We start from the raw sequence: 19477 nt of genomic DNA on the forward strand, positions 1-19477 counted from the left end.
GGCCTAGCGCCATGGTTCGGATACTGAGCGGAGGGTTGCCGCGGTCGCCACCGCCGCCGTCACCGCCTCGTGCCCCTTGTCCTCGTTCGAGCCCTCGATTCCGGCCCGGTCCAGGGCCTGCTCCTCGGTGTCGCAGGTCAGCACGCCGAAGCCGATGGGGACGCCGGTGTCGACGGAGACCTGGGTGAGGCCCAGGGTCACGCCCTGGCACACGTACTCGAAGTGGGGGGTGCCGCCCCGGATCACGACGCCGAGGGCGACGATCGCGTCGTAGCCGCGGCCCGCGAGGACCTTGGCGACGACCGGGAGTTCCCAGCTGCCGGGGACCCTGAGCAGGGTCGGCTCGTCGATCCCCAGGTCGTGCAGGGCGCGCAGGGCGCCGTCCACCAGGCCGTCCATCACCTTTTCGTGCCACTGCGCCGCGATGACGGCGACCCGAAGGTCACCCACGTTGCGTACGGACAGTTCCGGTGCGCCCTTGCCGCTCACGTTCTCTTGTCTCCTCGGTGACGTCTGACGGTCGTTTACTGGGTGCTGCAGGTGGACACGGGAGCCGTGTCCAGCCAGGGCAGGTCGTGTCCCATCCGGTCCCGCTTGGTGCGCAGGTAGCGGAGGTTGTGCTCACCCGCCTGTACGGGCATCGGCTCGCGGCCGGTGACCTTGAGTCCGTGGCGGACGAGCGCGTCGGTCTTGGCGGGGTTGTTGGTCATCAGGCGCAGGCTGCGGACGCCGAGGTCCTCCAGGATCTGCGCGCCGGCGCCGTAGTCCCGGGCGTCGGCGGGCAGGCCGAGTTCGAGGTTGGCGTCGAGGGTGTCACGGCCGCGCTCCTGGAGCTCGTAGGCGCGCAGTTTGGACAGCAGGCCGATGCCGCGCCCCTCGTGGCCGCGCAGATAGACGACCACTCCCCTGCCCTCGGCCTGGATGCGCTCCAGGGAGGACTCCAACTGAGGGCCGCAGTCGCAGCGCAGGGAGGCGAAGATGTCGCCGGTCAGGCACTCGGAGTGGATGCGGACCAGGACGTCCTCACCGTCGCCGAGCTCACCGTGGACGAGGGCGACGTGCTCGACGCCGTCGACGGTGGAGCGGTAGCCGTAGGCCGTGAACTCCCCGTGGGCGGTGGGCAGTTGGGTCTCGGCCTCGCGGCGGACGGTGGGCTCGGCGGTGCGGCGGTAGGCAATCAGGTCCTCGATGGAGATGATCGTCAGGCCGTGCTTGCGGGCGAACGGGATCAGCTCGGGCAGGCGCAGCATCCGGCCGTCCTCGCCGGCGATCTCGACGATCGCGCCGGCCGGCCGCAGCCCCGCGAGGCGGGCGAGGTCCACGGCGGCCTCGGTGTGGCCGTCACGGGTCAGGACACCGCCGGGCCTGGCGCGCAGCGGGAAGATGTGGCCGGGGCGCACGAAGTCACTCGCCCCGGCCTCGCCGCTCGCCAGCAGCTGGAGCGTGGTCGCGCGGTCGGCGGCCGAGATGCCGGTGGTGACGCCGTGCGCGGCGGAGGCGTCCACGGAGACGGTGAACGCCGTCTTCATCGACTCGGTGTTGTCCGCCACCATCTGCGGGAGTTCGAGCCGGTCCAGCTCCTCGCCCTCCATGGGGGCGCAGATCAGGCCGCGGCACTCGCTCATCATGAAGGCGACGATCTCGGGGGTGACCTTCTCGGCGGCGACGACCAGGTCGCCCTCGTTCTCACGGTCCTCGTCGTCGACGACCACGATCGGGCGGCCGGCCGCGATGTCGGTGATGGCCTGCTCGATCGGGTCGAGCGACCAGTCCTCGATGCCGTCTGTGGTGTAGAGAATCGGTGCCGATGTCATGCCGGCGCTCCTTCCAGGACGGGCCGCGCGGCGTTGCGGGAGCGCAGCCACCAGTCGCGCATGCCCCACAGGACGAGCGCGCCGTAGATGACGTAGACGAAGCCGGAGAAGGCGTAGCCGTTGGCGAAGTTGAGGGGGACGCCGACGAGGTCGACCAGGAGCCAGGCGATCCAGAACTCGACCATGCCGCGGGCCTGGGCGTACATGGCGACGATGGTGCCGACGAAGATGTAGGCGTCCGGCCAGGGGTCCCAGGACAGGGACGGGTAGGCCTTGAAGAGCAGGGCGACCGCGACCGTGCCGGCGCCGGCGGCGGCGATCATCGCGCCGCGCTCGCGCCAGGTGGCGAACCGCGGGGTGATGTGGCCGTCGGCGGACCGGCCCTTGTCGCGGTTCCACTGCCACCAGCCGTACAGGGCGACGACCATGACGACGACCTGCTTGCCGGCGCTGCCGGCGAGGTGGCCGTAGAAGGCGATGAAGAGGACCAGGCCGGAGAGGAACTGCACCGGCCAGGTCATCAGCGAGCGCCGCCAGCCGAGGGCCAGGGTGATCAGGCCGAGGATGTTGCCGATCATGTCCGACCAGATGATGTGCTGGTCGAGGAGGGTGAAGGCCTCGGAGTTCAGCCAGTTCACCGGGCCGCCCCCTGACCGCTCGCGAGCAGCCGCTCGACGTACTTGGCGACGATGTCGACCTCGAGGTTGACCGGGTCGCCGGGCTGCTTGCGGCCGAGCGTGGTCAGGGCGAGGGTGGTGGGGATCAGGCTGACCGTGAAGTAGTCGGGGCCCGCGTCGACCACGGTGAGGCTGATGCCGTCGACCGTGATGGAGCCCTTCTCCACCACGTAGCGGGTCAGGTCCGCGGGCAGCGAGACCTTCACGATCTCCCAGTGCTCGGAGGGCTTGCGCTCCAGGACCTTGCCCGTGCCGTCGACATGGCCCTGGACGATGTGGCCGCCGAGGCGCGCGCCCACGGCCATCGGGCGTTCGAGGTTGACGCGGGAGCCGACGGCGAGGGCACCGAGGCTGGAGCGGTCGAGGGTCTCCGCCATGACGTCGGCGGTGAACTCGTCGCCCTCGTGGTCGACGACGGTGAGGCAGACGCCGTTCACCGCGATGGAGTCTCCGTGCTTGGCACCCTCGGTGACGACGGGGCCTCGCAGACGGAAGCGACACGCGTCGCCGAGGTTCTCGACGGCGGTGATCTCGCCCAGCTCTTCGACGATTCCGGTGAACACTTCCCGGGTCCTCCTGCCTCTTCGGGCACGGACTCCGGGGCTGTCGATGACGACAGAATGTACGAGCGAGAACACCGGGGGCGACGCCGGACGCACCCGTCCCGAAGGACGGACCGATACGGCGGCGCGCACGAATGCCCGCCCGCCGCGCACTGCCTCCCATCCGGACTTTAACCGTCGGTCCAGGAATTTCACCTGGTCAACCGGCCGCTGGAAGCGACCGGGTCGCGGACTGTAACCGCCGGTTCGGACTTTCACCGACCCCGGAGTGCGCTGCTTCTGGTACAGGGCCAGTGTGCCACGCCTGATCGAGGTCCATACAGGCGAACGGTGTGGGCCTGCTCACAGGATGTGCCGCTGGACTTCTCAACTCCCCTGACCTGCTGGACCATTTGGTCTAGTCCTTTTGGCTCCTCATGGGCCGACCCGGCGGCGGTGACGACGGCCCTTGCCCGCCGCCGGGTCTTTTCGCCCGCGGCCGGGTGTCCGCGCCCGCCGCCATCGGCCTCTGGCAGGGTGAGTGGCATGAGCAGCGCGATCGCCGACGAGTTCGAGGCGCACCGGCCACGGCTGTTCGGCCTCGCCTATCGCATGCTGGGCTCGGCCGACGAGGCCGAGGACGCGGTCCAGGACGCCTATCTGCGCTTCAGCGGAGCGGACCGCACGGGCATCGAGTATCCGGCGGCCTGGCTCGCCAAGGTCGTCACCAACCTCTGTCTCACCCGGCTGACCTCGGCGCGGGCCCGCCGCGAGCAGTATGTCGGGCCCTGGCTGCCCGAGCCCGTGGTCACCTCCGACGGCACCCTCGGCCCGCTGGAGTCGGCCGAGCAGCGCGATGCCGTGTCGATGGCCGTGCTGGTCCTGCTGGAGCGGCTCAGCCCTACCGAGCGCGCGGTGTACGTGCTGCGGGAGGCGTTCGGGTACGGGCACCGGGAGATCGCCGGCGTACTGGATCTGACGGAGGCCAACTGCCGTCAGCTGTACCGGCGGGCGGTGCAGCGTGTCGGTGAGGACCGGTCGCGGTTCGAGCCGGTGCCGCAGCGACAGCAGGAGCTGGTCGCGTCGTTCATCACGGCGGCCCGCGAGGGCGATCTGGCCGGGCTGGAGAAGCTGCTCGCGGCGGACGCGACCTGGTGGAGCGACGGCGGCGGCAAGGTCAGTGCGGCTCGGCGGCCGGTCCATGGGCGCGAGAAGGTCGGCCGGCTGGCGCTCGGCGCGTACGAGAAGTGGGCGGCGGGGGTGGAGTTCACGATGGCCGAGATCAACGGTGCGAGCACGCTCGTGGCGTGGGCCGGCGACACGCTCGTTGCGGTGCTCGCGCTGGACCTGCGTGAGGGTCTGATCACGGACGTGTGGGCACAGGTGAATCCGGACAAACTGGAGTTCCTGCGGCGCCGGCTGACGCGTCCCTAGGAGCGTGTCACGTTTCGCCGGGGCTGTTCAGTCCTAGCTGGCGTAGGGCGTTCCACTCGGGGGCGTCCGGACTCCGAAGGGGCTGAACAGCATGACCACGATCCTGGTGACCGGCGGTACCGGAACCCTCGGCCTTCTCGTCACCGAGCGGCTGCGCGCGGACGGGCACGAGGTGCGGGTGCTCAGCCGGCACACCCAGCCGTACGCCGTCGACCTGCGCGAGGGCGGGGCGGGGCTGGACGCTGCGGTCGCGGGCGTGGACACCGTCGTGCACTGCGCGACCACGCAGACCGGCGGTGACGAGAAGGCCGCCGGGAACCTGGTCGCGGCGGCCCGGCGGGCGGGGGTGGGCCACCTGGTCTACATCTCGATCGTCGGCGTCGACGCGGTGCCGTTCCCGTACTACCGGACCAAGCTCGCCGTCGAGAAGCTGATCGAGGAGTCGGGGCTGGGCTGGACCGTGCTGCGTACGACGCAGTTCCACGACCTGCTCGTGAGGCTGCTCAAGGGGCTGGCCAAGCTGCCGGTCGTGCTGCTGCCTGCCGGTGTCCGCGACCAGCCGATCGAGGTGGCGGAGGTCGCGGCGCGGCTGACCGAGCTGGCCGTCGGGGCTCCCGCGGGGCGGGTGGAGGACATGGGCGGGCCCGAGATCCGGACGTTCGAGTCGCTGGCCCGCACCTATCTGAAGGCCACGGGGCGCCGGCGGCCGGTGCTGAACGTGCCGCTGTGGGGCAAGGCGTACCGGGCCTTCGTCGGCGGAGGGCACCTCACGCCGGAACTCGCCGTCGGGAAGGGGACGTTCGAGGAGTACCTGGCCGGGCGGCGCGGATAGCCGACGCGACCGGCTCCGCATGGGCGGCTCCGCACGGGCGGCCCGGGACTGCTCGCCCGTACGCGTCATCCGTACTCCCGCTGAGCCACCGCTCCAGAGACGTGAACGCGCCCTCCGCGGGCGCGGGTTACCGCTCGGGAGGAGCGAACAGGTCGTCCTGAGCTCCGTCCCGTGCGGTGAGCAGTGCCCCGCGAAGTACGGCACCCCCACCGAGGGCGCTCGCCCTGACCTCGGTGGGCAGCGGTGACATGCGCCGGACCCGCTCGGCCACGCGGCCGGCGAGTTCGTCCCCGCCGGCCTGGCCGACCTCGCCGCCCAGCACGAGGCATCCGGGGTCGAGGATCGCCACCACGGAGGCGACACCGACGGCAAGTCGGTCGGCGAGGGCGTCGAGGAAACGGGCGGCCGACCCGGCCTCCGGTACGGCGATGCCGGCTCGCGTCGGCGCTGCTCCCGCCTCCCCCGCCGCCCGCACAACCCGGGCCACCGCCGTCCGTACCACCCCGGCGGCCGCCGGCTCATGTGCCGTGCCCTCCACCGTCACGCCATGCTCTCGCGCCAGTTCCACGATCGCCGCCGACCCCGCCAGGGAGTGGAATCCCCCCTCGCAGTCCGTCGCCGAAGGCAGTGCGGTCGTTCCCGGTACGGGCAGGAAGCCGATTTCACCGGTGCCGCCGGAGGCACCGCGGCGTAGTGCGCCGTCCAGGACCACGGCCGCGCCGGTGCCGTGGCCGAGCCAGAGGAGGACAAAGGTGTCGCGGTCGCGCGCGGCGCCGTCGCGCTGTTCGGCGACGGCGGCGAGATTGGTCTCGTTGTCGACGCTGACACGGGCTTCGGGCAGGCGTTCCTGGAGGGCCGCGACCAGGCGACGGTGCCACTCGGGCAGGCCCGAGGAGTCGCGGAGTTCCCCGGTGGCCGGGTCGATCAGGCCGGGCGCGCCGATCCCGACGGTGTGCAGGCGGTCCGCCCCGGCTTCCTTCGCCACCCGTTCGACCATCGTGACCGCCTGCTCGACCGCAGGTCCTGTCCCGGTGTCGTCGGCGATCGGCACGGAGGCCTCGGCGAGCACCCGGCCGAGCAAGTCGGAGACGATCACGGAGACACCCTCGGTCCGGACGTCGAGGGCGGCGAGATGCGCGCGGTCGGCGACGATGCCGTACAGCTTCGCGTTCGGCCCGCGCCGCTGCTCTCCCGCCTCCCCGACCACGGTGATCAGAGCGGAGGCGGTGAGCCGCTCCACGAGATCGGCGACCGTCGGCCGGGACAAGCCGGTCAGCTGCTTCAACTGCCCTGCCGTCAACGGGCCCTCCTGCTGCAGCAGACGCAGGGCGAGCCGGTCGTTGATGGCCCGGGCGGTGCTCGGAGATGCGGGCATGCCGGGATCCTCCCAGATCGGCCGGGACGCGCAGGACAAGACCGGCGACCCCGGCTCCGCACCGCACGGCCAGTAATCCCCTATCTATCAGGCAGGGTTCCTGATAGTTTACGCGATGCCAGTGGGGAAACACAGGAATCGGGAGGGCCGAGAATGAGCGACGTGGTCTGCGACCTGCGCGAGGTGAGGCGGGCCCGGTACGCCGTGGCCGCCGTGTTCGCCGTGCACGGAGCCGTCACCGGCTCGTTCGCGACCCGTGTGCCCTGGGTCCAGGACCATGCCTCGCTGAGTGCGGGACAGCTCGGCTTCGCCCTCGCCTTCACGGCGTTCGGCGCCTCCTGCGCCATGCCGCTGGCCGGCCGGATCAGCCACCGCTTCGGCAGTCGCGGGGCTCTGCGCGGCCTCATCGCCCTGTGGACGATGGCCCTGGTCCTGCCGTCGCTCGCGCCGAACATGCTGACCCTGTGCCTGGCGATGTTCGCGTTCGGCGCGAGCGCGGGCATGGCCGACGTCGCGATGAACGCGCTCGGCATCGAGGTGGAGCGACTGCTCGGCAGGTCGATCATGACGAGCCTGCACGGCATGTGGAGCGCGGGCGCCCTGACCGGCTCCGCGGCGGGCACGCTCGCCGCGCACCTCGGTTCCGACGCCCGCCTGCACTTCGCGCTGGCGGCGGCCACCCTCACCCTGCTCGGGACGGTGGCCTGCCGCTGGGTGCTCGACCTGCAGCCCGCCGAGGACGAGGAACCTCCGCCGAGGTTCGCCCTGCCACCCCGGTCCGCGCTGCTCATCGGCGCCGTCGGCTTCTGTGCGGTATTCGCGGAGGGCGCCAGCCTCGACTGGTCGGCGGTCTATCTACGCGCCCAGCTCGACACGTCGGCGGGCCTGGCTGCCGCGTGCACGACCGGCTTCATGCTCACGATGGCGATCGCGCGGCTCGTCGGCGATGCGGTGGTCAACCGGTTCGGCGCGGTCCGCACCGTCAGGACCGGCGGCGCCGTGGCGGTTCTCGGCGGACTGCTCGTCGTCGTGGCGGGCGATCCGGCGGTGGCCATGGCGGGGTTCGCGCTGCTGGGCCTCGGCATCGCGGTCGTCGTGCCGCTGTGCTTCGCGGCGGCGGGCCACAGCGGCCCGAACCCGAGTCAGGCCATCGCGGGTGTCGCGACCATCACCTACACCTCGGGTCTCATCGCCCCGAGCCTGATCGGCGGGGTGGCTCAGGCGACGAGTCTGGTGGTGTCCTTCGGCCTGGTGACCGCTCTTGCGTGCGGGCTCGCGGTCTTCGCGGGCGTGCTCCGCGCAGGCGAGCGCAACCGCCCGAAGGTCAGCCCTCCGAGCGCGGCGGTTCCCGACCCGCGGCCTTGAACCGCTCGCTCCACGGCGCGGGGCGCGTCGCCTCCGGGTCCACCAGATCTGGACGCGGATGCCGTGGGCAACGGCGGGCAGCCTTGGGGGCTTGGCGGTCACAGGTGTAGCTCCTGAGCGCTGAGACGGAGCCGTGAGACGAAGCCATGGGACGCTCAGGAGCCCGGTCGGAAAGGCGGGCCCTGGTCAGCCCGCTATCGAGTCCAGTTGCTCGGCCGCCGGACGCAGCGCCCAGAGGTCACCGCCGGGCGGCGCCTCCAGCTTCCGGACCGCCGTCTGTGCCGCCCCGTCCCCCGCGTCCGCGGCCGCATGGACGACATCGCTCGCCGCGTAGCGGTGGAACTCCAGCTCCGGGTGCGGCCATGGGGCGGCCCCGGTCGCGGCCGGCAGCAGATAGTCCACCGCCTTCGACAGCCCCTGTCCGTCGGGCCCTTGATACGACCACAGATCGACGCCGACGTGCCGGCCGATCGCCGCGAGCCGGGTGTACGCGACCAGGTCGAAGGTCGAGTAGTGCCAGCTGCGTGTGCGCGCGAGTTCCTGCGGCTGACTGCCGTCGCCGGCTATCTGCGGGTCGATGCGCTTGGCGCGCGCGTCGAGCACGGTCCGCCGGGCCAGCGCCCGGTCGCCGGTCGCGTAGGCGAGGGCGGCGAGCTGCATGTCGTAGAAGGTGCCGTGGTTGTTGGCCGCCGCGCCCTCCTCCTTGCCGAAGGCGCTGTTCTTCAGCCAGCCGAGGAAGTCGGAGTTCCAACGGGTCATCCCCGTCCGGTCGGACTTCGTCCAGCCGGGGGCGCCCGTGCCGAGGATCGCGAGGGCGTCGACGACGCTGGTGTACGACTGGGAGAAGTCGATGATGCCGATGGCCCGGCCGTCGTACTTGCACGGGATGAACTGCGCGTGGTTCAGGTTCGGGTTCATCCTGGTGGCCGGGGCGAGGAACCAGGTGCGCAGCACCTGCGCCGCCTTCTCGGCGTACGTCCGCCTGCCGGTGTAGTACCAGGCCAGGGACAGGTCGTAGGTCGAGTCGAAGACCTTCTCGACGTCCTGGCGGTCGGTGCCGGAGTCGACCTCGGGGTTGCGCTGGCCGTCCCGCTGGACGTACGGGCAGCCCCAGGGGTTGTCGGCCGTCGGGGCCGTGCTGGGCCACCAGTACGGGGCCTGGCTCAGATAGTCGTGGGCGTCGCCGCCGGGTGCCGGCTTCGGTTTGTCGACGACCGTCCAGGGGCCCTGGCCCAGCCAGTTGTCGGCGCGGGCCGTCAAGTCCCGCAGGGCTCGGTGCAGTTGTGGATCGCCTCGGTCGAGGCGGAGCTTCGTCTGCTGGAGCCGGGCGCCGTCGAGGACTGCGGTGTCGGGCGCCCTGGGTGCCGCCTGCGCGGAGGGGACGAGGACGGCTCCGAACGTCACGACCGCGGCCAGCAGGACGGCGGCGCGGGATCTTCCACTCATCAAGCACTCCGATCAGTCGAACAATCGATCAGATACGTGAACACAGTTCATGAGCAGGACCGTGCGAGCGTAGGACCCCCAGGTGCCCGTGACAATGGTCCGGACAGTCTTCACGTACAGAGAAAGCGAAACCCCACCATGGACCTCGGCGTGCGCTGGAAACTGCACGGTGACGGGCGAACGCCCGCGCCCGGAGCGGTGGTACGCCCCGACGAACGGCTCTCCTGGCCCCGCACGGTCGGCCTCGGCGCCCAGCACGTGGTGGCCATGTTCGGCGCGTCCTTCGTGGCCCCGGTCCTGATGGGCCTGGACCCCAACCTCGCGATCATGATGTCGGGCGTCTCGACCGTGATCTTCCTGCTCGCGACCCGCGGCCGGGTACCCAGCTACCTGGGCTGCTCACTGTCCTTCGTGGGCGTCGCCGCCGTGATCCGCGCCCAGGGCGGCACCAGCGCCACGGTGACCGGCGCGGTCCTCGTCGTCGGCGTGGCGCTGTTCCTGGTGGGACTCGCCGTGCAGCGCTTCGGCGCGCGGATCATCCACGCGGCGATGCCGCCGATCGTCACCGGCGCGGTCGTCATGCTGATCGGCTTCAACCTCGCGCCCGTCACGGCGTCCACGTACTGGCCGCAGGACCAGTGGACCGCCCTGCTGGTCATGGCCTTCACCGGTCTGGCCGTCGTCTGTCTGCGTGGTTTCTGGTCCCGGATCGCGATCTTCCTCGGTCTGCTCTTCGGCTACGGCATCTCCTGGGCCTTCGACCGGATCTTCGGCCGCATCCACTCGGTGGACGCGAGCGGCGAACTCACCGACCACTGGCGGCTCGACCTCTCCGGTGTCGGCAGGGCCGACTGGGTCGGCCTGCCCTCCTTCCACGGTCCGGCCTTCAACTGGTCGGCGATCCTCGTCGCACTCCCCGTCGTCATCGCGCTGGTCGCCGAGAACGCCGGGCACGTCAAGGCGGTCGGCGAGATGACCGGCGATCCGCTGGACGACAAGCTGGGTACGGCGATCGCGGCCGACGGCATCGGCTCGGTACTGTCCACCGCGGTCGGCGGCCCGCCCAACACCACGTACTCCGAGAACATCGGCGTGATGGCCGCGACCCGCGTGTACTCGACCGCCGCCTACTGGGCCGCGGCCGGTTTCGCACTCCTCTTCGGCCTCTGCCCGAAGTTCGGCGCCGTGGTGGCCGCGATCCCGGGCGGCGTCCTGGGCGGCATCACGGTCATCCTGTACGGCATGATCGGCCTGCTCGGCGCGCAGATCTGGTCCAACGCCCGGGTGGACCTGCGCAATCCGCTGAACCTGGTCCCCGCCGCGGCGGGCATCATCGTCGGCGTCGGCAACGTCACGATGAAGTTCACCGACACCTTCTCCCTCAGCGGCATCGCCCTCGGCACGCTCGTCGTCATCACCGGCTACCACGTGCTGCGGGCCTTCGCACCGGCCCACCTGAAGACTCAGCCACCGCTGCTGGACGGGGGCACGTCCTCCTACGACGAGGCCAACTCGTAGGCGTACGAGGGTGTGAACGTCCCGGGCGAACCCTTGCAGCCGTCCGACTCCCCCGGCAGCTTCACCCACAGATAGGCGTCGATCCGGGCCTCGCCGGTGCTGAGTGAGGGCGCCCGGCCGATCTTGCGGCCCGACGGGTCGCACCAGTCGCCGTCGGCCGGGGCGCCGTTGCCGTTGCGGCTGGTGTCGATGACGGCGCCCAGGCTCGCGGGGCCACCGAGGGCGGCGAGGACCCGCCGGTCGTAGGCGATCTCGTCGGGCGTGGTGTGGAAGTTGGAGACGTTGCTGAAGATCCCGTCGGAGGACGCGGCCGAAGCGGCGCCCGCCTGCTTCAGCAGACTCGCCTGCGTCGCGGCCGCGTTCCAGCCGGAGTGGCCGGCGTCGAAGTACACCCGCGCCTTCGGGTCGGCGGCCTTGAGGACCCGGCCGGCGCGGGCCAAAGAGGCGAACCGGTCGGCGCGCCCGCCCTCGGACAGACAGTCGGCCTGGGCTATGGAGTCGGGCTCCAGGATGACGACGACCTCGCCGGACCCCAGGCCCGCCGCGAACCTGTCGACCCATCCGTCGTACGCGGCGAGGTCGGGCGCCCCGCCCTCGGAGGCGCCTCCGCAGTCGCGGTCCGGTATCGCGTACGCCACCACGACCGGCACCCGGCCCTGCGCCCCGGCCCCCGACGTGACGGCGCGGACCCGGGAGGTGACGGTCGACGGGGTGAAGTCGGCGAACCACACCGCGGCCGGCTGGTCGGCGATGCGCGACTCTATGACCGAGGTGCGCGGGTCGCCCGGGTGGGAGCGGACCCAGTCGAGCACCTGGGAATCGGGGTGGCGGTACAGACTCGTGGACACCTGGGCGGGCGGCCGCTTCCTCTGCGTCCGGCTCGGGGACGGAGTGGGAGTGGGAGTGCTCCTCTTCGCCGGGGCGGAGGAGGACGGGTGGGTCGCCGACGGGGACGGGACCACCGGCAGCTGGTCCACGTGCGGCGAGCTGGTCACCCTCGGCTTCGCCTCGTCGGCGCTCCGGCCGTCGTCCAGCGCGGTCATCATGCCGGTCACGGTGCCGACGGCGACGACCACGGAGGCCGCCACGACCATGGCGCCACGGCGGGCGGCACGCCTGCGCTCGGCCCTGCGTGCGGCCAGACGCTGGGCACGAAGGCCTGACACTGTGCTGGTCCCCCTCCCGCGGCGGCGGACGCGTTCCCCCGTTCTGGGGAAGCGTCGGGCCCGCTGACACTGCCGTCAGCCTATGACTGGGACCCTTCCCCCATGGGGCAATTGGAACAGTTCACCACTTCTGTAGACGCAGTCGTCTCCCGTATGCGCGCCCTCGACGCGACGCTGCCCGAGCGGGACGGCATCGCGGTCTTCAACCGCGTCTACCTCGCCGTCACCGAGGCGGTCGACCGCCGTATCGACGGCAGTGGGTTCCCGGACGCCCGGGCCGCGATCACGCTGGACGCGCGGTTCGCGGAGCGCTATCTCGCCGCCGTCGACGCGGTGGCGGACGAACGGCGCCCACCGGCCTGCTGGCGGCCCCTGTTCCAGTTCCGCCGTCACCCCGGCGTACGACCGCTGCAGTTCGCGCTGGCGGGCATCAATGCGCACATCGGCCACGACCTGGCGCTCGCCGTCGTGGACAGCTGTCGTACGTTGAACTGCGAACCGGCCGACCTGGAGGACGAGTTCGATCGCGTGGGTGACCTCCTCGTCTCGCTGGAGGAGCGCATCCGCGAAGATCTGATGCCGGGCCCCGACCTCCTCCAGATCGCAGACCCGCTCACCCACCTGCTCGGCGCCTTCAGCCTGGAACGGGCCCGGGACGCGACCTGGTCGGCGGCGCGCGCCCTGTGGGCGCTGCGCCGACTGCCCGACGTGGCCGAGGAGTTCACCGAACGTCTGGACGCGGCGGTGGGCTTCGCGGGGCGGATGCTGCTCACGCCACTGCCGGACTGATCCGGTCGCGTTACGTTGGTCGAGGTACCGCCTGAGGCTGAACGACGCAAAGGAGCGTACGCATGCCCACTCGCCTGGGCCTGAGTCTTCCCCAAGCACGGCAGTACGACATCGGACGGGACGTGCCGGACGTCGCCCGCACCGCGGAGCGGATCGGCTACGACAGTCTCTGGGTCTACGAACGCGCCCTCTTCCCGGATCCCGCGACCCAGGGCCTGGGCGGCATGGACGGCGTCCCCTGGCCCGACCAGTACCGCGGCGTCCCCGAGCCGCTGGTGACACTGACGCTGGCCGCGGCGGCGACCGAGCGCGCCGAGTTGGGCACCAGTGTCCTGGTCGCTCCACTGCACGGCCCGTTCCAACTGGCCAGGACGCTGGGCACCTTGGACGCGGCGAGCGGTGGCCGGGTCGTGGCGGGCTTCGGCACGGGCTGGTCGCTCGACGAGTACGCGGCCGCGGGCGTGGCCCCGTTCGAGGAGCGCGGCCGTGTCCTGGACGAGATCATCGACGTCTGCCGTGCCGTGTGGGGCCCGGACCCGGTGCTCTACGAGGGCCGCCACACCAGGATCGCCTCGTCCGTGATCGGGCCCAAGCCCGCCCGCCCGATCCCGATCCTGCTGCCCTCGCACAGCAGGAAGGCGATGATCCGGCTCGTGGACCGGGCCGACGGCTGGATGCCCATCGCCATGGGGGCCGGACAACTTGCCGACCAGTGGCGGCAGTTGCAGGATCTCGCGGCCGCGCGCGGCCGCGCCCGACCGATCCGCTCGGCGGTCCGGGTGAACGCGCAGTACACCGCCAAGGCGTACGACGCCGCGGACCGGGCGGCGTTCCAGGGCAGCGTCGACCAGATCGTCGAGGATCTCGTCGCCCACGCCGAGATCGGGCTCGACGAGTTCTTCTTCGAACTCCAGGGCCACCTGCGCGACGTCCAGGAACTCAAGGACGTCGCCACGGAGGTGTACGAGAAGGCTCGCGCGGCCGGTGTCTAGTGCCCCGACAGGCGACGTTTGCGCGACGGGGCGAACCTTGCCTGTCGGGGTACCGGTCAGTCCTCCGGCAGTTCGACCGGCGCGATCTCGTCGTACACGTCGCCCGGGCCCGGGTTGGTCGTGTCCGTCCCGCCGCCGAAGTGGTGCATGACGCCCCAGACCGCGTTCAGCGCGGTCTGGATCGCGCCCTCGGCCCAGCCGGCCGTCCAGGAGATGTCGTCGCCGGCGAGGAAGATGCCCCGCTTGTCCTCGGGCAGCCGGTCCTGCATGAAGTGCGTGAACAGGCGCCGCTGGTAGCGGTAGTGGCCAGGCAGGTTGGCCTTGAACGCTCCCATGAAGTAGGGCTCGTTCTCCCAGGACACGGTCACCGGGTTGCCGATGACGTGCTGGCGGATGTCGACGTTCGGGTAGATCTCGCCGAGCGACTTCAGCATGACCTCCATCCGCTCGTTCGCTGACAGCGGCAGCCACTTCAGGCTGTCGTCGCACCAGGTGTAGGAGAGGCAGATGACGGCCGGCTTGTCCGGACCGTCGTCCAGGAGGTAAGTGCCGCGCGTCATACGGTCGGTGAGCGTCATCGACATGACATCCCGGCCGGTGACCTCGTCCTTGTCCAGCCAGAAGGGTCGGTCGACGGGCACGAACAGCTTGCTGGACTCCATGTAGTGGGTGCGCTCGATCGCCGTCCAGTGGTCGATCGGGAAGAGCGAGTCGTCGCAGGCGATCTTCGACAGGAGCATCCAGGACTGGGCGGTGAAGATCGCCGCCTGGTAGGTGCGGATGTCGCCGTTCGCGTCCGTCACGGTGATCCGGTTGCCGGCGGTGCGGTGCAGCCGGGTCACGGCGGGGCGGGGCTCGCCGTCCACGTGCAGGGACTTGAGGGAGGTCCCGTACGGCCAGTGCACGATCTTCTCCGGCTCGCGCTCCCAGAGCCGGACCGGCAGTTGCTGGGAGCCGCCGACGATGCCGCGGTGGTGGTCGTCGGCCTCGGTGTAGACGACCCGGAGGATCTCCAGGATGGAGTTCGGGAAGTCGGTGTCCCAGCCGCCTGTCCCGAAGCCGACCTGGCCGAAGATCTCGCGGTGGCGGAAGGACTTGAAGGCCTCGGAGTCGCAGAGGAAGCCGTAGAAGGTCTGGTTGTCGAGCTTCTCGACGAGCCTCGACCAGATCTCACGGATCCGCGGCACGTCCCGCTCGCGCAGGGCGCGGTTCATGTCGGAGAAGTCGGCGCCCTCTTCGAGGCAGGTGTTCCAGGCGTGGGCGACGTCCCGGTACACCTGCGGCAGGTCGTCGACCGTCTCGGCGTAGTGCGACTCGCCCTTGAGGTCGACGACCGTCGAAGGGGTCGCCTCCGCAAGGGGGTTGGGGAACGGCCGGGTCTGAAGGCCCACCAGGTCGATGTAGTGCTGGAGCGCCGTCGAGGAGGGCGGGAAGCGCATCGCGCCCATCTCGGCGGTGAGGTCCTCGGTGCCCGGGCCGTCGAAGCCGACGGTGCGCAGTCGTCCGCCGATCCTGTCGGCCTCGTACACGACCGGCTTCAGGCCCATCTTCATCAGCTCGTAGGCCGCCACGATGCCGGACAGCCCGCCGCCGATGACCGCGACCTCGGCCCCGTGCTCGGTCGCCGGTATCTGACCGAGGCCCGCCGGGTGGGCGAGGAAGTCGTCGTAGGCGTACGGGAAGTCCGGGCCGAACATGGTGATCGGCGGTTGGTGCTCGTCTGCGTGCTCGACGGCGTTGGGCACGGTGGACGTCATGGGGTACGGACTCCTTGCGGGAAAGCTGCTGAATCTGCTGGGGGCTGGGGTAAGGCTTTTCTTCGGCCGGGCTTTCAGGCCAGGGACCCGTAGAGACCGGGGCGGCGGTCCTTCAGGTACGGGTTCGCCTCGCGGGAGGCGGCGAGGAAGGCGGGGTCGGCGTCGGCGAGCACGAGTTGTTCGCCGCGTCCGGCGCGGGCGCGGGCGACGCCGTCGGGGCCGGCCAGCACGGAGAGGCCGACGAAGTCGAACTCCCCTTCCAGGCCGACCCGGTTGACGTACGCGACGTACATCTGGTTCTCGAAGGCACGCACCGGGATCATCGACTCGGCGACGAACTGGAACGGGTGCATCTGCGCGGTCGGCACGACGAGGAGGTCGGTGCCGGCCAGGGCGTGGGCGCGGACGTTCTCCGGGAACTCGACGTCGTAGCAGATCATGAGGCCGACGCGGAGGCCGTTCAGCTCGGCCTGGACGACCGGCTGCTCCCCGGGCGTGAAGTGGTCGCGCTCGAAGCAGCCGAAGAGGTGGGTCTTGCGGTAGTTCGCGAGGCGGTCGCCGTCGGCGGAGATCAGCTGGGCGGAGTTGAAGACGGTGTCGCCGTCGCGCTCCGGGTAGCCGTAGGCGATCGCGAGCCCGTGCCGGGAGGCGATGTCGGCGATCGCGTCCGCGCAGGCGCCGTCGGCGGGTTCGGCGAGGCGGCCGATGTCGTCGCCGATCGCGTACCCGGTGAGGAACATCTCCGGTGCGGCCAGCAGCACGGCGCCCGTGGCGGCGGCACGGCCCGCGGCCGCGTCGAGGACCTTGAGGTTCTCGGCGACCGAGCCGGGGCGGCCGGAGCTCTGGAGCAGGGCGGTGCGCATGCGTGTTCCTCAGCGGTACGTATGGGTTTGGGGGGCCAGATAAACGGTACGGGCGCGGGGCTCGGGCGGACAAGGCGGAGCCGTTGCGCGCCGGTGAGCGGATCGTTGCGTGCACCATCCGTCCGCCGGCGATTCGTTGCGCGCCTTCGGGCATAGCTCCGGACCTCCTTGAGGCGCAGGTCACGGACGGGTCCCCGCCGCGCGCCGGAAGCGGGGTGCCGCCTCGGGCGCGATGTGGTGGCGGCACGGCGCCGGGACAGTGGTGACCGTCCGCTTCACCTGCAGAAAGGACCGCCATGCAGCGTCGTACGATGATCGCCGTGCTCGCGGCCGTGCTCCTGCTCGCCACCGGAGCGACGGGCTCTGCCATGGCGTCCGCGACCGACAGCCGTCCGCAGCGCGAGGCCGCCGCGGTGACCGGCACCGCGAAGCTCTACCGGGTCGCCGGGGAACCTTTCGAGAAGGTCAAGAGGGGCACCGGCGACTCCAAGGTCGGGCAATGGCGGCCGGGCGTCCAGTCGGCCGGCCGCTCGCGCTACAGCTCGCGCAGGCGCTCGACGATCTCCCGGAGCAGCTCGGGGTCGGCGGCCGGGCCGCCCGGCGCCGGCCGCCGCGGGGCGTCGATCCGTACGAGACCGGCGTCGGCCAGATCGCCGAGCAGCACGCGTACGACGGTCAGGGGCAGGTCGGCGTCCGCGGCGAGCTCGACGAGGGGCCGGGGGCGGTGACGCAGGAGGGCGAGGAGGGAGCTTGCGGCGTGATCGGTGCGGTACGGCGCCTCGCTGTCGCGTACGGCTGTGACCTGCGACATCAGGTCGACGCGGTGCTGGTCGGAGGGGCGGGTGCGGCCACGGGTGACGGCGTAGGGGCGCACCAGCGCCCCCGTCTCGTCCTCGTACCAGTGCTCGTCGCTCACGGCAGTGACGCCCGTGCCGGCGCACCCTCCGCCCCCTCGGCACCGGAGCCCTCGTCCGCCAGCACTCCCTCGGGCAGCGACACCGTCGCCGTCGTCCCGCCGTAGGGCGACGGGCCCAGCGTGACCTCGATCCCGTGCCGGGCGGCGAGGCGGCCGACGACGTACAGGCCGAGCCGTTCGTGCCGGGTCGGGTCGAAGTCGGCCGGCGTCGTGAGCGTGTGCTGCGCCTCCTCCAGGTGCTCGGTGTCAAGGCCGAGTCCCCGGTCGTCGATCCGCAGGACGAAGCCGCCGCCGGACCGTGCGGTGCGTAGGGTGACGCGGGTGTGCGGCGGCGAGAACACCGTGGCGTTCTCGACCAGTTCGGCGATCAGATGGACGACATCGGCGACGGCGTCCGCCGCGATGCCCACGCGTGGCATCGGCGGCACCTCGACCCGGGCGTACGCCTCGATCTCGCCGACCGCGGAGGTGACGACGTCGGCGACGGGCACCGGGCGCCGCCATCTGCGGCCGGGTGCCGCGCCGGAGAGGATGATCAGGCTCTCGGCGTGCCGCCGCATCCGGGTGGTGAGGTGGTCGATGCGGAACAGCTCCTTGAGGACGTCCGGGTCGTCGGTGCGTCTCTCCAGCGTGTCGACGAGCTTCAGCTGCCGGTGCACCAGCGACTGGTTGCGGCGGGCGATGTTGAGGAGCACAGCGGAGAGCCCGCGGCGAAGGGTCGCCTGCCGCACGGCCGCCTCGACGGCCGCGAGCCGTGCGGCGTTGAAGGACCGTCCCACGTCGCCGATCTCGTCGGCCTCCGCCTCCCCGTCCGTCAGCGGCGGCGCCTCGGCGGCCGCGTCCACCTCCTCGCCCGCGCTCAACCTCGCCATGACGTCGGGCAGTTGACGGGTGGTGAGGAGGTCGGCCGCGTCGCGCAGCCTCTCCAGCCGGCGCGAGATCCGGCGTGCGCCCCGCACCGCGCACCACACGGACAGCGCCACGGCGACCAGCCCGAGCACCCCAACGACGGCGGCCTTGACCAGTTCCTGGCGGGCGAACTCCCGCCCGCGGTCGGCGGAGTTGACCGCGGAGCGGGTGCACAGCCGCATGTACTGCTTGACCGCCCGGTCGGTGGTGGAGCGCCAGGAGTCGGCTGACACGGCGTCGGCCGCCCTCGACGCTCCGGCCCGCAGCAGCGCGTCCTCGCCCGCCACCAGCCGGCGATGGACTTCCCCGCGTTGGAACTCCTCGAAGAGCGCCCGCGAGTCACCCGGCAGATCGGGCACGTACGTCCGCTCGAAGACGCGCCGGTCCTCGACGGTCGCCGCGAGCGTGTCGTACTGCCGGTCGGTCAGCGTCCCGGCGGCCCGCGCACCGGCGACCAGCGCGTCCTCCCGCGACACGAACTCCCGCACCCGGACCAGCTCGACGACGACCTGTGCCTCCCGCGCCAGCTGTCCGGCCTGCAGCGCGGTGAGCGTCGACTCGACGTCGAAGCCGGGTTCCACCAGGGCGCTGTACTCGCTCACCGCCCGGTCCCAGGAGACGTCCCGGGACAGCACCCGCTCTCGCAGCAGCTCAAGTCCGCCGACGCTCGTGACCATGGCGTCCAGCGCCTGCCGCTGCCGCGCGGAGAGCCGGTCCCGGTTTCCGGACCGGACCGCGTCGCGCATGGCGTTGACGGCCCGGTCGGTGCGGCGCTGCTGCTCCATCAGATCGACGACGGTCTGCGTACGGCGGCTCGTGCCCAAGTACGTCGCCGCGAGCCGCCGTTCGATCTGGATCTGCCCGATCGCCGTGTCGACGGGGGTGCCGAACTCCTCGTAGACGCCCTGCACCCGGACGAGCGAGCGCAGTTCGCCGGTGACGGACACCATGGCGAAACCCCACAGCACCAGCAGGGCGAGCACCGGAGCGAGCGCGAGTGCCACGATCCGGGCGCGGACCGTTCCGGTACGGCCGATGAGCCGGCGCATGCTCTCCCCCTGGAGTATTACTCGCCAGTGTTA

Annotated in this window: 17 protein-coding genes and 1 riboswitch; of the genes, 6 read left to right on the forward strand and 11 right to left on the reverse strand. The window is 71.4% G+C overall.

The window, feature by feature from the left end; translation table 11 throughout:
* Positions 1-3 precede the first annotated feature (3 nt).
* From ribH to OG870_RS08350, 4 genes are read right to left on the reverse strand one after another with little or no spacing between them, the layout of a single operon-like run.
* On the reverse strand, positions 4-489 hold the full coding sequence (gene ribH, locus OG870_RS08335; protein ID WP_266530750.1) for a 6,7-dimethyl-8-ribityllumazine synthase: 486 nt from the start codon (positions 487-489) through the stop codon (positions 4-6).
* A 35-nt stretch (positions 490-524) separates the two neighbouring features.
* A complete protein-coding gene (locus OG870_RS08340) occupies positions 525-1814 on the reverse strand; it encodes a bifunctional 3,4-dihydroxy-2-butanone-4-phosphate synthase/GTP cyclohydrolase II (RefSeq protein ID WP_327690795.1) in 1290 nt (429 codons plus the stop codon).
* Positions 1811-2452, reverse strand: a complete 642-nt coding sequence (locus OG870_RS08345) for a nicotinamide mononucleotide transporter family protein (RefSeq protein ID WP_266586055.1) — start codon at positions 2450-2452, stop codon at positions 1811-1813. Before OG870_RS08345 ends, OG870_RS08340 begins: the two co-directional genes overlap by 4 nt.
* Positions 2449-3054: a riboflavin synthase gene (locus OG870_RS08350; RefSeq protein WP_266586053.1), complete on the reverse strand. Its 606-nt coding sequence runs from the start codon at positions 3052-3054 to the stop codon at positions 2449-2451. Before OG870_RS08350 ends, OG870_RS08345 begins: the two co-directional genes overlap by 4 nt.
* A 145-nt stretch (positions 3055-3199) precedes the next feature.
* A riboswitch (FMN riboswitch) is annotated at positions 3200-3330 on the reverse strand.
* 249 nt (positions 3331-3579) lie between these two features.
* Between OG870_RS08350 and OG870_RS08355 the strand changes: the two genes are divergently transcribed.
* Positions 3580-4467, forward strand: coding sequence for an RNA polymerase sigma-70 factor (locus tag OG870_RS08355; RefSeq protein ID WP_266586051.1), 888 nt, complete (start codon positions 3580-3582; stop codon positions 4465-4467).
* 91 nt (positions 4468-4558) lie between these two features.
* Positions 4559-5299, forward strand: a complete 741-nt coding sequence (locus OG870_RS08360) for an SDR family oxidoreductase (protein ID WP_266586049.1) — start codon at positions 4559-4561, stop codon at positions 5297-5299.
* A 127-nt stretch (positions 5300-5426) separates the two neighbouring features.
* Here OG870_RS08360 and OG870_RS08365 read toward each other — a convergent pair whose 3' ends face one another.
* A complete protein-coding gene (locus OG870_RS08365; protein ID WP_266586047.1) occupies positions 5427-6674 on the reverse strand; it encodes an ROK family transcriptional regulator in 1248 nt (415 codons plus the stop codon).
* A 153-nt stretch (positions 6675-6827) separates the two neighbouring features.
* On the opposite strand from OG870_RS08365, the gene OG870_RS08370 reads away from it, so the two are divergent.
* Positions 6828-8039 (forward strand): MFS transporter, encoded by a 1212-nt coding sequence (locus OG870_RS08370; protein WP_266586045.1) that lies wholly within the window; start codon positions 6828-6830, stop codon positions 8037-8039.
* 186 nt (positions 8040-8225) lie between these two features.
* Here OG870_RS08370 and OG870_RS08375 read toward each other — a convergent pair whose 3' ends face one another.
* On the reverse strand, positions 8226-9485 hold the full coding sequence (locus OG870_RS08375) for an alginate lyase family protein (RefSeq protein ID WP_266586043.1): 1260 nt from the start codon (positions 9483-9485) through the stop codon (positions 8226-8228).
* Positions 9486-9623: 138 nt separating this feature from the next.
* Between OG870_RS08375 and OG870_RS08380 the strand changes: the two genes are divergently transcribed.
* Positions 9624-11003 (forward strand): uracil-xanthine permease family protein, encoded by a 1380-nt coding sequence (locus OG870_RS08380; protein WP_266586041.1) that lies wholly within the window; start codon positions 9624-9626, stop codon positions 11001-11003.
* Here the strand turns inward: OG870_RS08380 and OG870_RS08385 are convergent.
* Positions 10982-12097, reverse strand: coding sequence for a glycoside hydrolase family 6 protein (locus OG870_RS08385; protein ID WP_266588516.1), 1116 nt, complete (start codon positions 12095-12097; stop codon positions 10982-10984). The genes OG870_RS08380 and OG870_RS08385 overlap by 22 nt on opposite strands.
* A 174-nt stretch (positions 12098-12271) precedes the next feature.
* Here OG870_RS08385 and OG870_RS08390 point away from each other — a divergent pair, with 174 nt between their 5' ends.
* Both OG870_RS08390 and OG870_RS08395 read left to right on the forward strand, forming a co-directional pair.
* Positions 12272-12958, forward strand: coding sequence for a DUF5995 family protein (locus OG870_RS08390; RefSeq protein WP_266586039.1), 687 nt, complete (start codon positions 12272-12274; stop codon positions 12956-12958).
* A 62-nt stretch (positions 12959-13020) separates the two neighbouring features.
* A complete protein-coding gene (locus tag OG870_RS08395) occupies positions 13021-13950 on the forward strand; it encodes an LLM class F420-dependent oxidoreductase (protein WP_266510588.1) in 930 nt (309 codons plus the stop codon).
* Positions 13951-14006: 56 nt separating this feature from the next.
* Here the strand turns inward: OG870_RS08395 and OG870_RS08400 are convergent, their stop codons facing one another.
* The 4 genes from OG870_RS08400 to OG870_RS08415 all read right to left on the reverse strand — a co-directional run bounded on the left by OG870_RS08400 (position 14007) and on the right by OG870_RS08415 (position 19444).
* Complete coding sequence (locus OG870_RS08400; protein ID WP_266510590.1) at positions 14007-15707, reverse strand: flavin monoamine oxidase family protein; 1701 nt, start codon at positions 15705-15707, stop codon at positions 14007-14009.
* A gap of 74 nt (positions 15708-15781) precedes the next feature.
* Entirely contained in the window at positions 15782-16570 is a 789-nt protein-coding gene (locus OG870_RS08405; RefSeq protein ID WP_266510592.1) for a carbon-nitrogen hydrolase family protein, read from the reverse strand.
* Between the two features lie 535 nt (positions 16571-17105).
* Complete coding sequence (locus OG870_RS08410; RefSeq protein ID WP_266586037.1) at positions 17106-17486, reverse strand: DUF742 domain-containing protein; 381 nt, start codon at positions 17484-17486, stop codon at positions 17106-17108.
* Positions 17483-19444 carry a sensor histidine kinase gene (locus tag OG870_RS08415; RefSeq protein ID WP_266586035.1) on the reverse strand — a complete coding sequence of 654 codons (1962 nt, stop codon included), beginning with the start codon at positions 19442-19444 and terminating at the stop codon, positions 17483-17485. The genes OG870_RS08410 and OG870_RS08415 overlap by 4 nt, the downstream gene beginning before the upstream one ends.
* Positions 19445-19477: the final 33 nt, after the last annotated feature.

The organism is Streptomyces sp. NBC_00461 (genome assembly GCF_036013935.1).
GTDB lineage: Bacteria > Actinomycetota > Actinomycetes > Streptomycetales > Streptomycetaceae > Streptomyces.